Source organism: Enterobacter cloacae complex sp. P38RS (genome assembly GCF_014930775.1).
Taxonomy (GTDB): domain Bacteria; phylum Pseudomonadota; class Gammaproteobacteria; order Enterobacterales; family Enterobacteriaceae; genus Enterobacter; species Enterobacter bugandensis.
This window is the reverse complement of the sequence record NZ_JADBRS010000026.1, coordinates 1-14839: the sequence shown is the minus strand read 5'-3', so window position 1 is coordinate 14839 and position 14839 is coordinate 1. Positions and strand designations below refer to the sequence as shown.

12 protein-coding genes are annotated in these 14839 nt (G+C 52.4%); 3 read left to right on the top strand and 9 right to left on the bottom strand.

Features of this window, described 5'->3' with window-relative positions:
• Nucleotides 1-67 precede the first annotated feature (67 nt).
• From IM303_RS21760 to IM303_RS21750, 3 genes are all read left to right on the top strand, one after another.
• On the top strand, nt 68-1609 hold the full coding sequence (locus tag IM303_RS21760; RefSeq protein WP_193360247.1) for a sensor domain-containing diguanylate cyclase: 1542 nt from the start codon (nt 68-70) through the stop codon (nt 1607-1609).
• A gap of 146 nt (nt 1610-1755) precedes the next feature.
• Nucleotides 1756-2064, top strand: coding sequence for a PTS sugar transporter subunit IIB (locus IM303_RS21755; protein ID WP_010425948.1), 309 nt, complete (start codon nt 1756-1758; stop codon nt 2062-2064).
• On the top strand, nt 2064-2381 hold the full coding sequence (locus IM303_RS21750) for a PTS lactose/cellobiose transporter subunit IIA (protein ID WP_008503455.1): 318 nt from the start codon (nt 2064-2066) through the stop codon (nt 2379-2381). Before IM303_RS21755 ends, IM303_RS21750 begins: the two co-directional genes overlap by 1 nt.
• A gap of 58 nt (nt 2382-2439) precedes the next feature.
• On the opposite strand, the gene rpoC is transcribed toward IM303_RS21750, so the two are convergent.
• The 9 genes from rpoC to IM303_RS21705 all read right to left on the bottom strand — a co-directional run.
• Nucleotides 2440-6663 carry a DNA-directed RNA polymerase subunit beta' gene (gene rpoC / locus IM303_RS21745; RefSeq protein ID WP_028015097.1) on the bottom strand — a complete coding sequence of 1408 codons (4224 nt, stop codon included), beginning with the start codon at nt 6661-6663 and terminating at the stop codon, nt 2440-2442.
• Between the two features lie 76 nt (nt 6664-6739).
• On the bottom strand, nt 6740-10768 hold the full coding sequence (rpoB, locus tag IM303_RS21740) for a DNA-directed RNA polymerase subunit beta (protein WP_015569976.1): 4029 nt from the start codon (nt 10766-10768) through the stop codon (nt 6740-6742).
• 319 nt (nt 10769-11087) lie between these two features.
• A complete protein-coding gene (gene rplL / locus IM303_RS21735) occupies nt 11088-11453 on the bottom strand; it encodes a 50S ribosomal protein L7/L12 (protein ID WP_002445276.1) in 366 nt (121 codons plus the stop codon).
• A gap of 66 nt (nt 11454-11519) precedes the next feature.
• Nucleotides 11520-12017, bottom strand: a complete 498-nt coding sequence (gene rplJ / locus IM303_RS21730) for a 50S ribosomal protein L10 (protein WP_003862338.1) — start codon at nt 12015-12017, stop codon at nt 11520-11522.
• Between the two features lie 289 nt (nt 12018-12306).
• Nucleotides 12307-13011 carry a 50S ribosomal protein L1 gene (gene rplA, locus IM303_RS21725; protein WP_006810530.1) on the bottom strand — a complete coding sequence of 235 codons (705 nt, stop codon included), beginning with the start codon at nt 13009-13011 and terminating at the stop codon, nt 12307-12309.
• Nucleotides 13012-13014: 3 nt separating this feature from the next.
• Nucleotides 13015-13443, bottom strand: a complete 429-nt coding sequence (gene rplK / locus IM303_RS21720; RefSeq protein WP_008503452.1) for a 50S ribosomal protein L11 — start codon at nt 13441-13443, stop codon at nt 13015-13017.
• A gap of 156 nt (nt 13444-13599) precedes the next feature.
• Nucleotides 13600-14145 carry a transcription termination/antitermination protein NusG gene (gene nusG / locus IM303_RS21715; RefSeq protein ID WP_003862341.1) on the bottom strand — a complete coding sequence of 182 codons (546 nt, stop codon included), beginning with the start codon at nt 14143-14145 and terminating at the stop codon, nt 13600-13602.
• A gap of 1 nt (nt 14146) precedes the next feature.
• The gene (gene secE / locus IM303_RS21710; RefSeq protein WP_003862342.1) at nt 14147-14530 is read right to left on the bottom strand and encodes a preprotein translocase subunit SecE; all 384 of its coding nucleotides are present in this window, start codon (nt 14528-14530) and stop codon (nt 14147-14149) included.
• 227 nt (nt 14531-14757) lie between these two features.
• On the bottom strand, nt 14758-14839 hold an 82-nt coding region (locus tag IM303_RS21705), incomplete at its 5' end, for a hypothetical protein (RefSeq protein WP_000340867.1).

Below are 14839 nucleotides of genomic sequence, written 5' to 3'. Positions count from 1 at the left end.
ACAGCGACTATGCTGAGAGGATATCGGCAGACGAAAAATATTCACCATCAGGATCGATGTACAACTCATGGCACTTTACAGCAAAAAGCTCTCTTTCACCCGACCCATTATGCTCAGCTTCGCGGGGATTCTGTGCAGTTTTGCGCTGATCGCGGTCGTGGTAACCCTTTCACAACGAAAGGATTTCCTTGAGGACTATCATAAGATTAATGGCAATTTCACCCATAACCTTGCGGTGAACTACACCGAGTCAATCCTGCGTGAAAACGACTATATCCTGGGCCGCTCCGCGATGTACTTTGCACGCGATGACAGGCTAAACGAGACCCTCAACGTCAACCCGACGCAAGGGCTGCAGATGATGATGCATTTGCAAAACCTGATGCCGACCGTGTCATCCATCTCGCTGGCAGACACGCAGGGACATTATCTGCGCGCCCCGGAAGTGCTCCAGACGGAAAAGAGTAAAACCTTCGATCCCCGGACGCGTCCGTGGTTTGTCGCCCATGCTGAAGCCAGTATATTCAGCCACTACACCCGTCCCTATATGGACTACTTCAACGGTCATCCGACGGTCACACTCTATAAGCCGTTGATTTCACCAGAAGGTCGACTTAAAGGTACGATTGCGTTTCATCTCGACTTAACGTCAATGGGCTACACCCTGCGTCAGATGGTCGCCCCTGTTCAGGGGGAATTCTTCGTCGTCGAACGCGATGGCGCCGTCGTACTGCACCCTGATACGGGCGTGCTTTTCAAACAATACGTCAGCGAAGCGCTGATGGATAAAATGACCAGCGGCGAAGGCCACCTTTACGATAAGAAAACCGACGCCTGGTATTACTACTACTCATTTACCAATCCGGACTGGTTTGTCATCTACAGGGTCTCTGGCGCAACGCTTACCGATATCACCCGACACGAAACGACGATCGTAGGCTGGGGTTTCGCGCTGGCGGCCATCATTATCATTCTCTTCGGCCTCTATCTGCGTCATGCCTCGCGTACCGTGTTGATGACCATTATCAATGCGATCAAAACGGGCGATGTGAGCCAGGCGCCGCGTCTGGAAGCGATGCTGAGCCGCACCATTCAGTCCAATAAAGAGCGTGAGATGGCGTATGTTCGTCAGGCCACTCACGATGCGCTGACCGGTTGCAAAAACCGCCGTGCGTTCGATAACGATGTGGAGGAATTATTAAATACCCACCAGCCTTTCGCGATGGCGCTGGTTGATATTGATAACTTCAAGTCAATTAACGACACGTGGGGACACCTGAGCGGCGACATTGTCCTGCGTAACGTGGCGCGCGAGGGGATCCAGATAATGCAGCCCCACCACGTCTCGGTCTATCGCTATGGTGGTGAAGAGTTCGCGGTAATTTTCCAGGCCGAGCAGATCGCTGCCGCATTTTCATTGCTTGACGCATGGCGCACCGCCGTTGAAAGACGCGTATGGCGGGAAGACAATCTTCACGTCACGTTCAGCGCGGGTCTGGGTGAATGGCACTTCGAACCGCTGGAACAATTTGTAGGTAGCGTTGATAACGCGCTCTACAGTGCTAAAAAGCAGGGAAAAAATCGTATTGTTCGCACTGCCGTCGGCTGACTTTCTCTCTTACTCGAAGAATTGTAACCGGTTTCAGAAAAATGCCGCTTTCTTTGTGATGCCTGACACACAATCGCGGTAAAGCGGTTGTTGAAGCTCTCTGCGCAGGATAATTATCAATAAACACATGTAGATCGAGGCTGATTATGAAGAACATCGTTTTATGCTGTGCAGCGGGAATGTCAACCAGCATGCTGGTTCAACGTATGAAAGATGCCGCGCAGAAAAAAGGGGTTGAAGTCACCATTAAAGCCGTTCCGGTTGCGGAGTTTAAAGACAATATCGCGACGGCCGACATCGTATTACTGGGGCCACAGGTCAAATACGAGCAGGCTAAACTGCAGGCACAGGCCGACCCGCTGGGTAAAAAGGTCGCGGTGATCGACATGATGGATTACGGCATGATGAAAGGCGATGCCGTACTGGAAAAAGCGCTTAAACTGCTGGAGTCATAATGGAAGACTTAGAAACCACAATCATGGAACTGCTGGTCAACGCCGGTGCGGCCCGCAGTGCGGCCCTGACGGCTCTGCAGATGGCGCGTAAAGGTGAGTTTGACGAAGCTGAAAAAGCGATGGAAGAATCCCGCGAATATGTGAAGCACGCGCATACGATCCAGACGCAGCTTATTGGACTTGACGAAGGGACCGGGAAACTGCCTGTTAACCTGATCACCGTTCATTCTCAGGACCACCTGATGAACGCGATGGTTATTCAGGATCTGGCGGGCGATATGATTGAGCTTTATCGACGCATCCCGTTAGTGAATTGAAGAAATGCAGATATAAAAAAACCCGCCGAGGCGGGTTTTTTATTTACGGCATCAACGATTACTCGTTGTCGGAACCGCCCAGACCTGCGTTCAGCAGTTCTGCCAGGCTCGCGGATGCATCTTCAGCAGTAACCTGCGGTGCTGCTGGCAGTTCGCCAGCTGCGCGACGACGCATACGATCCTGATGGTACGCATAACCGGTACCGGCAGGGATCAGACGACCCACGATGACGTTCTCTTTCAGACCGCGCAGTTCATCACGTTTACCCGCAACAGCGGCTTCGGTCAGGACACGAGTCGTTTCCTGGAACGATGCTGCGGAGATGAAGGACTCGGTTGCCAGAGACGCTTTGGTGATACCCAGCAGATCGCGTGCGAAGGTCGCACCGATTTTGCCGTTCGCTTCCAGATCGCGGTTAGCGATCTTAACGCGTGAGTATTCAACCTGCTCGCCTTCCAGGAAGTCGGAGCTGCCCGCGTTTTCGATGGTTGCTTTACGCAGCATCTGACGAACGATAACTTCGATGTGCTTATCGTTAATCTTAACGCCCTGCAGGCGGTATACGTCCTGTACTTCGTTAACAATGTAACGAGTAACAGCATGCACACCACGCAGACGCAGGATGTCGTGCGGCGCTTCTGGACCGTCGGAAACTACGTCACCACGTTCTACACGTTCGCCTTCGAACACGTTGAGCTGACGCCACTTAGGAATCATCTCTTCGTACGGCTCGCTGCCATCTACTGGGGTGATAACCAGACGGCGCTTACCTTTAGTCTCTTTACCGAAGGAGATGATCCCGCTGATTTCAGCCAGGATTGCAGGCTCTTTCGGACGACGTGCTTCGAACAGGTCCGCAACGCGTGGCAGACCACCGGTGATGTCCTTGGTACCGCCGGATTCCTGAGGAATACGCGCCAGGGTGTCACCAGAGCTGATCTGTACGCCATCTTCCAGCTGTACAATCGCTTTACCCGGCAGGAAGTACTGCGCAGGCATATCGGTACCCGGGATCAGAACGTCGTTCCCCTGAGCATCAACGATTTTCAGTGCAGGACGCAGATCTTTACCGCCGGTAGTACGTTCAGCAGAATCCAGAACCACCAGAGAAGACAGACCGGTCAGCTCGTCGGTCTGACGAGTAATGGTCTGGCCGTCGATCATGTCAGTAAAGCGGATGAAACCACTTACTTCGGTGATTACCGGCATGGTGTGTGGATCCCAGTTTGCAACGGTTTCACCGCCGGCAACCTGCTCGCCATCACCTTTCGCCATAACCGCACCGTAAGGCACTTTATAGCTCTCTTTGGTACGACCGAATTCGTCAATCAGCTTCAGCTCGGTGTTACGAGAGGTCACAACCAGCTTGCCTGCGGAGTTAACAACAGACTTCGCGTTGCTGAGCTTGATGCTACCTTTGTTTTTCACCTGAATGCTGGATTCAGCAGCCGCACGAGATGCCGCACCACCGATGTGGAACGTACGCATCGTCAGCTGTGTACCCGGCTCACCGATGGACTGTGCCGCGATAACGCCGATGGCTTCACCTTTGTTGATGATGTGGCCACGCGCCAGGTCACGACCGTAGCAGTGCGCACACACACCAAAGTCGGTGTCACAGGATACAACGGAACGCACTTTCACAGAGTCAACAGAGTTCGCTTCCAGCAGGTCACACCACTGTTCGTGCAGCAGCGTATTGCGTGGAACCAGAATGTCTGCGGTGCCCGGCTTCAGAATGTCTTCCGCGGTCACACGACCCAGTACGCGATCGCGCAGCGGCTCTTTAACATCACCACCCTCGATAACCGGGGTCATGGTGATACCTTCGAGGGTGCCACAATCGTCTTCGGTGACAACCAGATCCTGCGCAACGTCAACCAGACGACGCGTCAGATAACCGGAGTTCGCTGTCTTCAGTGCGGTATCCGCCAGACCTTTACGCGCACCGTGCGTGGAGATGAAGTACTGGAGTACGTTCAGACCTTCACGGAAGTTCGCGGTGATTGGCGTTTCGATGATGGAGCCATCTGGCTTCGCCATCAGACCACGCATACCTGCCAGCTGACGAATCTGTGCTGCAGAACCACGCGCACCGGAGTCGGCCATCATGTAGATGCTGTTGAAGGAAACCTGCTGCTCTTCGACGCCGTCACGGTTAATCACGGTTTCGGTTTGCAGGTTATCCATCATCGCTTTGGATACACGATCGTTCGCCGCTGCCCAGATATCGATAACTTTGTTGTAGCGTTCGCCCGCGGTTACCAGACCAGACTGGAACTGCTCCTGGATCTCAGCAACTTCAGCTTCCGCTTCAGAGATGATCTCGTGTTTCTTCTCTGGGATGACCATGTCATCGATACCAACAGATGCACCTGAACGCGCTGCATAAGCAAAGCCGGTATACATTGTCTGGTCAGCGAAGATAACGGTCGGCTTCAGACCCAGAATGCGGTAACAGGTGTTCAGCATTTTGGAGATCGCTTTCTTGCCCAGCGCCTGGTTGACGATGGAGAAAGGCAGACCTTTCGGTACGATCATCCACAGAATGGCACGGCCAATGGTCGTGTCTTTCAGGCTGGTCTTCGCAACGAATTCGCCGTTTGCATCTTTTTCGTATTCGGTGATACGCACTTTAACGCGCGCATGCAGAGAGGCCAGGCCAGCGCGATAAATACGCTCAGCTTCTTTCGGGCCAGTCAGCACCATGCCTTCGCCTTTGGCGTTAACACAGTCACGGGTCATGTAGTACAGACCCAATACAACGTCCTGAGAAGGAACGATAATTGGTTCACCGTTCGCTGGAGACAGGATGTTGTTGGTAGACATCATCAGCGCACGCGCTTCGAGCTGGGCTTCCAGCGTCAGCGGTACGTGAACAGCCATCTGGTCACCATCGAAGTCGGCGTTATAGGCCGCACAAACCAGCGGGTGCAGCTGGATAGCTTTACCTTCGATCAGGACTGGCTCAAATGCCTGAATACCCAGACGGTGCAGGGTTGGTGCACGGTTCAGCAGTACCGGGTGTTCGCGGATAACTTCGTCCAGGATATCCCAAACGACAGCTTCTTCACGCTCAACCATTTTCTTAGCGGCTTTGATGGTGGTGGCCAGGCCACGCAGCTCCAGCTTGCCGTAGATGAACGGTTTGAACAGCTCCAGTGCCATTTTCTTCGGCAGACCGCACTGATGAAGACGTAGGTATGGACCTACGGTGATTACAGAACGACCGGAGTAGTCAACACGCTTACCGAGCAGGTTCTGACGGAAACGACCCTGCTTACCTTTGATCATGTCGGCCAAAGATTTCAGAGGACGCTTGTTAGAACCGGTGATCGCACGACCGCGACGGCCGTTATCCAGCAGGGCATCTACCGCTTCCTGCAGCATACGTTTTTCGTTGCGTACGATGATGTCCGGCGCAGCCAGATCCAGCAGACGTTTCAGACGGTTGTTACGGTTGATAACGCGACGATACAGATCGTTCAGATCGGACGTTGCGAAACGACCACCATCCAGCGGAACCAGCGGACGCAGATCTGGCGGCAGAACCGGCAGAACGGTCAGGATCATCCACTCTGGTTTGTTACCAGACTGAACGAACGCTTCCAGCAGTTTGATACGCTTGGTCAGCTTTTTACGCTTGGTTTCGGAGTTGGTTTCGTTCAGCTCTTCACGCAGCTGCTCGCACTCCTGCTCCAGATCCATGCTCTTCAGCAGGGCCTGAATAGCTTCCGCACCCATCTTCGCGTCGAATTCGTCACCGAACTCTTCCAGCGCGTCCAGATACTGCTCTTCAGTCAGGATCTGGTGACGTTCCAGGTTCGTCATCCCGCCTTCGATAACTACATAAGATTCGAAGTACAGAACACGTTCGATATCGCGCAGCGGCATATCCAGCAGCAGACCGATACGGGACGGCAGAGATTTCAGGAACCAGATGTGAGCAGTCGGAGACGCCAGCTCGATGTGGCCCATACGCTCACGGCGTACTTTGGTCTGGGTCACTTCAACGCCGCACTTCTCACAGATCACACCGCGGTGTTTCAGGCGCTTGTACTTACCGCACAGGCACTCGTAGTCTTTTACTGGCCCGAAAATACGCGCACAGAAAAGGCCGTCACGCTCAGGTTTGAACGTACGGTAGTTGATGGTTTCCGGCTTTTTAACTTCACCGAAAGACCATGAACGGATCATGTCTGGCGAAGCCAGAGCAATTTTGATCGCATCAAACTCTTCGGTTTTAGTCTGCGCTTTCAGAAACTTTAATAAATCTTTCACGGATTTGCTCCCGTCGGAGTTAGCACAATCCGGTGCCGGGGGTTAACCCGGCACCAGTGACCTGTTTGAGCGAGAATTACTCGTCTTCCAGTTCGATGTTGATACCCAGCGAACGAATCTCTTTCAACAGTACGTTGAAGGATTCTGGCATGCCTGGTTCCATCTGATGGTTGCCGTCCACGATGTTTTTATACATCTTGGTACGACCGTTCACGTCATCAGACTTAACGGTGAGCATTTCCTGCAGGGTGTATGCCGCGCCGTATGCTTCCAGCGCCCACACTTCCATCTCCCCGAAGCGCTGACCACCGAACTGTGCCTTACCACCCAGCGGCTGCTGAGTAACCAGGCTGTAAGAACCGGTAGAACGAGCGTGCATCTTGTCGTCGACCAGGTGGTTCAGTTTCAGCATGTACATGTAACCTACGGTTACTGGACGCTCAAACTGTTCACCGGTACGGCCGTCAAACAGCGTAATCTGACCAGACGTTGGCAGACCACCCAGTTGCAGCAGCTCTTTGATTTCAGCTTCTTTTGCACCGTCGAATACCGGCGTTGCAATTGGCATACCTTTGCGCAGGTTCTCTGCCAGACGCAGCACTTCTTCATCGCTGAAGGTGTTCAGGTCGACTTTCTGACGCACGTCGGTACCCAGATCGTAGGCACGCTGGATGAATTCGCGCAGTTTCGCGACTTCCTGCTGCTGTTTCAGCATGGCGTTAATCTTGTCGCCAATACCTTTCGCAGCCATACCCAGGTGAGTTTCCAGGATCTGACCAATGTTCATACGAGACGGTACGCCCAGTGGGTTCAGTACGATATCTACCGGCGTACCGTTAGCATCGTGCGGCATATCTTCGATCGGGTTGATCTTAGAGATAACACCCTTGTTACCGTGACGACCTGCCATCTTATCACCAGGCTGGATCTGACGTTTAACGGCCAGATACACCTTAACAATCTTCAGCACGCCTGGTGCCAGATCGTCGCCCTGAGTGATTTTGCGGCGTTTCGCTTCGAGTTTTTTCTCGAACTCGTGTTTCAGTTCGTCATACTGCTCAGCCAGCTGTTCCAGCTGATTTTGTTTCTCTTCGTCGGTCAGGCCGAGTTCCAGCCAGCGATCGCGTGGCAGTTTGTCGAGCTTCTCAGCTTCAACGCCACCGGCAACCAGCACCGCATAGATACGGCTGAACAGACCTGCTTCGAGGATCTGCAGTTCTTCAGACAGGTCTTTCTTAGCCTGTTTGAGCTGCATCTCTTCGATTTCCAGCGCACGCTTATCTTTCTCAACGCCATCACGAGTGAAGACCTGAACGTCGATAACCGTACCGGAAACACCGTTTGGTACGCGCAGAGAAGAGTCTTTAACGTCAGACGCTTTCTCACCGAAGATAGCACGCAGCAGTTTCTCTTCTGGGGTCAGCTGGGTTTCACCTTTCGGCGTCACCTTACCTACCAGAATGTCGCCGCCGGTCACTTCCGCACCGATGTAAACAATACCGGATTCATCCAGCTTGGAGAGCGCAGCTTCACCCACGTTAGGGATGTCGGCAGTGATCTCTTCTGGCCCCAGCTTGGTGTCACGGGACACACAGGCCAGTTCCTGAATGTGGATGGTGGTGAAACGATCTTCCTGAACCACACGCTCGGAGACGAGGATGGAGTCTTCGAAGTTGTAACCGTTCCACGGCATGAACGCTACGCGCATGTTCTGACCGAGCGCCAGTTCACCGAGGTCGGTGGACGGACCGTCTGCCAGCACGTCGCCGCGCTCAACTGGCTCACCCAGAGATACGCAAGGCATCTGGTTGATACAGGTGTTCTGGTTAGAACGGGTGTATTTGGTCAGGTTGTAGATGTCGATACCCGCTTCGCCCGGATACATCTCGTCTTCGTTAACTTTGATAACGATACGGGATGCGTCAACGTACTGAACGGTACCGCCACGCTTAGCAACTGCAGTAACACCGGAGTCAACGGCAACAGCACGTTCCATACCGGTACCAACCAGCGGCTTATCAGCGCGCAGAGTTGGAACGGCCTGACGTTGCATGTTCGCACCCATCAATGCACGGTTGGCGTCATCGTGTTCCAGGAACGGGATCAGGGACGCACCGACGGATACCACCTGCTGGGTGGATACGTCCATGTAGTCAACCTGGTCGCGGCTGAACAAGCTGGATTCGCCTTTGCTACGGCAGGTAACCAGATCTTCTACAAAGTGGCCTTCGTCATCCAGGTTGGAGTTCGCCTGAGCGATAACGTAGTTGCCTTCTTCGATAGCAGACAGATAATGAATTTCGTCGGTAACCACACCGTCGGTCACTTTACGATACGGCGTCTCAAGGAAACCGTATTCGTTTGTCTGCGCGTACACGGACAGGGAGTTGATAAGACCGATGTTTGGACCTTCAGGCGTTTCGATTGGACATACGCGACCGTAGTGAGTCGGGTGTACGTCTCGAACTTCAAAGCCTGCACGTTCACGGGTCAGACCGCCTGGGCCGAGTGCAGAGATACGACGTTTGTGCGTGATCTCAGACAGCGGGTTGTTCTGGTCCATGAACTGGGACAGCTGGCTGGAACCGAAGAACTCTTTCACTGCTGCAGAAATCGGCTTGGCGTTGATCATATCCTGAGGCATCAGGGTATCCAGATCGCCCAGAGACAGACGCTCTTTCACCGCACGCTCTACACGTACCAGGCCAACGCGGAACTGGTTTTCCGCCATTTCGCCAACGGAACGGATACGACGGTTGCCGAGGTGGTCGATATCGTCCACTTCGCCTTTGCCGTTACGGATATCAATGAGCTTCTTCATCACTTCGATGATGTCGTCTTTGCTCAGGATACCGGAACCTTCAATCTCGTCGCGCAGCAGAGAACGGTTGAACTTCATACGACCGACCGCGGACAGATCGTAGCGGTCTTCGGAGAAGAACAGGTTCTCGAACAGGCTTTCAGCCGCTTCGCGAGTTGGTGGCTCACCAGGACGCATCATGCGGTAGATTTCTACCAGCGCGCTCAGACGATCGTTGGTTGGGTCGACGCGTACAGTCTCAGAGATGTACGGACCGTGGTCCAGATCGTTGGTGAACAGCGTTTCGATACGTTTGTGACCAGACTGGCTCAACTTAGCCAGCAGATCCAGGCTCAGCTCCATGTTCGCCGGGCAGATCAGCTCGCCAGTTGATTCATCAACGTAATCTTTCGCGGCTACTTTTCCTGCAATGTATTCAACCGGAACTTCGATGTGTTTGATATCATCTTTTTCCAGCTGGCGGATGTGGCGCGCGGTGATACGGCGACCTTTTTCCACATACACTTTGCCGTCGGCTTCGATGTCGAACGACGCGGTCTCACCACGCAGACGTTCCGGCACCAGCTCCATCTGCAGCTTGTTGTCGCGGATTTCAAAGATCACTTTCTCAAAGAACAGGTCCAGGATCTGCTCAGTGGTATAGTTCAGTGCACGCAGAATGATGGTTGCAGGCAGTTTACGACGACGGTCGATACGGACAAACAGGTTGTCTTTTGGATCGAACTCGAAGTCCAGCCATGAACCACGGTAAGGAATGATGCGTGCGTTATACAGTACTTTACCGGAAGAGTGTGTTTTACCTTTATCGCTGTCGAAGAAGACGCCCGGGCTACGATGCAGCTGGGAAACGATAACACGCTCAGTACCGTTGATAACGAAAGTACCGTTGTCCGTCATGAGTGGAATCTCACCCATGTAGACTTCTTGTTCTTTAATGTCTTTTACGGTGCCTTCCGGCGCTTCGCGCTCGTAGATCACCAGACGCAGTTTTACGCGCAGCGGTGCGGAATAGGTCACACCACGGATCTGACATTCCTGAACGTCAAACACCGGTTCGCCAAGGCGGTAGCTGACGTACTGCAGCTCGGAGTTACCGCTGTAGCTCTGAATCGGGAACACGGAACGGAAGGCTGCTTCCAGACCGTACTGCCCTTCAGGATCTTGCTCGATAAACTTCTGGAACGAGTCAAGCTGGATAGAAAGGAGATATGGAATGTCCAGAACTTGTGGACGTTTACCAAAATCCTTACGAATACGTTTTTTCTCGGTATAGGAGTAAACCATAGGGTTCCTCAGCTCGCTGACAAGTCGACCCATCTGTCCGACGAAGGGACAGTTTGTGCAACACCATTTTGTGGACCGGAAAATTGAATACTTTCCGCAATACCTGTTGCTATCACGCTTAAACCATTTCATTGCGATTTACACAGAGCGAGCACCCTGTCGCAGTATATTAAGTCGTCGATAGAAACAAGCATTGTCAGGACAATCAGCAGTCAAACAGTGTGAAATGCTACTGATGCCTTACAGCGCAAAAAGGCTGGTGACTAAAAAGTCACCAGCCATCAGCCTAATTGCTTAGGCTGCAACCAGAAAAGTTGGCTTATTTAACTTCAACTTCAGCGCCAGCTTCTTCCAGAGATTTTTTCAGTGCTTCTGCGTCGTCTTTGCTCACGCCTTCTTTCAGCGCAGCTGGAGCAGATTCTACCAGGTCTTTAGCTTCTTTCAGACCCAGGCCAGTTGCGCCACGTACTGCTTTGATAACAGCAACTTTGTTCGCGCCAGCAGCTTTCAGAATTACGTCGAATTCAGTTTTTTCTTCAGCAGCTTCAGCCGGGCCAGCAGCTACAGCTACAGCAGCAGCAGCAGAAACACCGAATTTTTCTTCCATTGCAGATACCAGCTCTACAACGTCCATTACGGACATAGCTGCAACTGCTTCAATGATTTGATCTTTAGTGATAGACATTTAAATTGTTCCTGAAAATCAGAATAAGTTTATACGTAAGCAAATGCTTTATAAAGATAACTGCGATTAAGCAGCTTCTTTCGCATCGCGTACAGCAGCCAGAGTGCGAACCAGTTTGCCAGCCGCAGCTTCTTTCATGGTTGCCATCAGGCGTGCAATTGCTTCTTCGTAGGTCGGCAGGGTTGCCAGGCGATCGATTTGCGATGCCGGGATCAACTCACCTTCAAAGGCTGCAGCTTTGACCTCAAATTTTGCATTCGCTTTCGCGAACTCTTTGAACAGACGAGCAGCAGCGCCCGGGTGTTCCATAGAGTATGCAATCAGGGTCGGACCAACAAACGTGTCTTTCAGGCACTCGAACTGAGTACCTTCAACTACGCGACGCAGCAGGGTGTTACGAACAACACGCATGTATACGCCAGCTTCACGACCTGCTTTACGCAGTTCAGTCATTTTGTCTACAGTAACGCCACGGGAATCCGCAACTACTGCAGACAGCGCGCCTTTGGCTACTTCGCTGACTTCAGCAACAATCGCTTGTTTGTCTTGAAGATTTAAAGCCATTAGCTTTGCTCCTGGATGTTTGCCGGAACTCATGTTCCGGAACTCACTTCACTCAACCCAACGGGAAGAGCGTCTTAATACGGTGAGCAGAAACAAGCCAGAGTATTAAAAATAATCTTAGCGTTCTGTCACCGTCTACGCAGGGGATTAAGTTTCTTGCGAAACACCTGCGGTCTTCGACGGAGGCCTGGATAGGCCAGGCTCCAACGAACAAATCTTTTAGCCGCTAACTTTCGTTAGCAAACGTGGGGGTAAGATTGTAGACAAAATCACCGCCCACGTAAAGGCATTAGTTTGCAGCAGCGCTCAGGCCAGCCTGGTCAACTGCAACACCTGCACCCATGGTGGTGGAGATGCTAACTTTCTTGATGTACACGCCTTTCGCCTGAGTTGGTTTAGCTTTTTTCAGCGCAACCAGCAGAGCTTCCAGGTTTTCTTTCAGTTTGTCAGCGTCAAAGTCCACTTTACCGATGGTGGTGTGGATGATGCCGTTTTTGTCGTTACGGTAACGAACCTGACCTGCTTTAGCGTTCTTAACCGCTTCAGCAACGTTAGGGGTTACAGTACCCACTTTCGGGTTTGGCATCAGGCCGCGTGGACCCAGAACCTGGCCCAGCTGGCCAACAACGCGCATTGCATCTGGAGAAGCAATAACAACGTCAAAGTTCATTTCGCCTTTCTTGATCTGATCAGCCAGATCTTCCATACCTACCAGTTCAGCGCCGGCAGCTTTAGCAGCTTCAGCGTTTGCACCCTGAGCAAATACAGCTACGCGAACGGAACGGCCAGTACCGTGTGGCAGTACAGTTGCGCCACGAACGTTCTGATCGGATTTACGAGCATCGATGCCCAGGTTAACGGCAACGTCAACGCTTTCAACGAACTTAGCAGTCGCCAGTTCTTTCAGCAGAGCAATAGCTTCGTTGATGTCGTACTGTTTGGTCGCATCAACTTTGTCACGGATCACGGACATGCGCTTGGTCAGTTTAGCCATTTCTTAGTCCTCCACTACCAGGCCCATGGAACGTGCAGTACCTTCGATGGAGCGAGTCATCGCTTCAATGTCGGCACCAGTCATGTCGGCAGCTTTGGTCTGCGCGATTTCCTGCAGCTGAGCGCGGGAAATTTTACCCACTTTGTCTTTGTTCGGTTTACCGGAACCAGACTTGATACCAGCCGCTTTCTTCAGCAGAACTGCTGCTGGAGGGGTTTTGGTAACGAAAGTGAAAGAACGGTCAGCGTAAACAGTGATTACGACTGGGATTGGCAGACCTTTTTCCAGGGATTCCGTTTTTGCGTTGAACGCTTTACAGAATTCCATGATGTTCACACCCTGCTGACCCAGAGCTGGACCAACTGGTGGACTTGGGTTCGCCATACCAGCTGCAACCTGCAGCTTGACGTAGGCTTGTACTTTCTTAGCCATTCTAAAATCCTCTGATTGGGTAATAGCGCCTCAGGGAGGCTCCCCGTGAATAAAATTCGTTTTACGGGCCGGGACCCATAAAAACAAAAGGCGCGAAATTGTATTCCAATCCCGCGCCTTGTGCAACGATTAAATCGTCGCTTTTTTGATCGCTGCTTAGGCTTTTTCTACCTGTGCAAAGTCCAGCTCTACCGGGGTCGCACGACCGAAGATAGAAACAGAAACTTTCAGGCGGGACTTCTCATAGTCCACTTCTTCAACCACGCCATTAAAGTCAGCAAACGGACCGTCATTAACACGAACCATTTCACCCGGTTCAAACAGCGTTTTCGGACGCGGCTTATCACCCACCTGCTGCAGGCGGTTCATAATCGCATCAACTTCTTTGTCGCTGATTGGCGCCGGACGGTCAGACGTGCCGCCGATAAAGCCCATCACGCGCGGCACGCTGCGCACCAGGTGCCAGCTCGCGTCGTTCATAACCATCTGAACCAGCACGTAACCCGGGAAGAATTTGCGCTCGCTTTTGCGACGCTGGCCGCCACGGATCTCAACCACTTCTTCGGTCGGAACCATAACTTCGCCAAACAACTCTTCCATGTTGTGTAATTTGATATGCTCACGCAGCGACGTTGCTACGCGGCCTTCAAAACCGGAAAACGCCTGAACGACGTACCAGCGCTTTTTAGGGGCTTCAGACATCTCAGAACCTCAGGCCAGTGATAAAGGATACCAGGCGAACCAGAATACCATCCAGTCCCCACAGGATCAGTGACATTACAGCGGTTACCGCCGCTACGATCAGCGTGGTGTGCAATGTTTCCTGGCGAGTCGGCCAAATGACCTTGCGGACTTCGGTACGCGCTTCGCGGGCAAACGCAACGGTCGCTTTGCCTTTTGTCGTCAACAGCGCGACACCACCCGCCGCAGCAATCAGAATTACCACTGCAAGCGCGCGTAGCGGCAGCATCATGTCACGATAAAGATAGTTGCCGACAATCGCCACAATCAGCAGCACGGCTACAACTACCCATTTCATCGCTTCCAGGCCGCGCCCGCTCCCTTGAGCTTCGGTATTCGCACTCATAAACCAACCTGTCAGAAGTATTCTACAAACATTTTCACCCCGCGAGTGCGAGGCAAACCAATCGAAATGCTATTCGCTTTTCGTATTATACGCTCTCCGCAGAGCCTGTCTCAGCAATGATTATGACAAAATTAATCACTGATGAGCCAGGTTCTGATGTGAAAGCGTGCAAAAAGGGCATCAAATGATGCCCTTTTATTGCGCATTGCGTCAAATGTTATCAGCGATTAGCCGAGAACTTTAGCAACAACGCCCGCGCCAACGGTACGGCCGCCTTCACGGATTGCGAAACGCAGACCGTCGTCCATC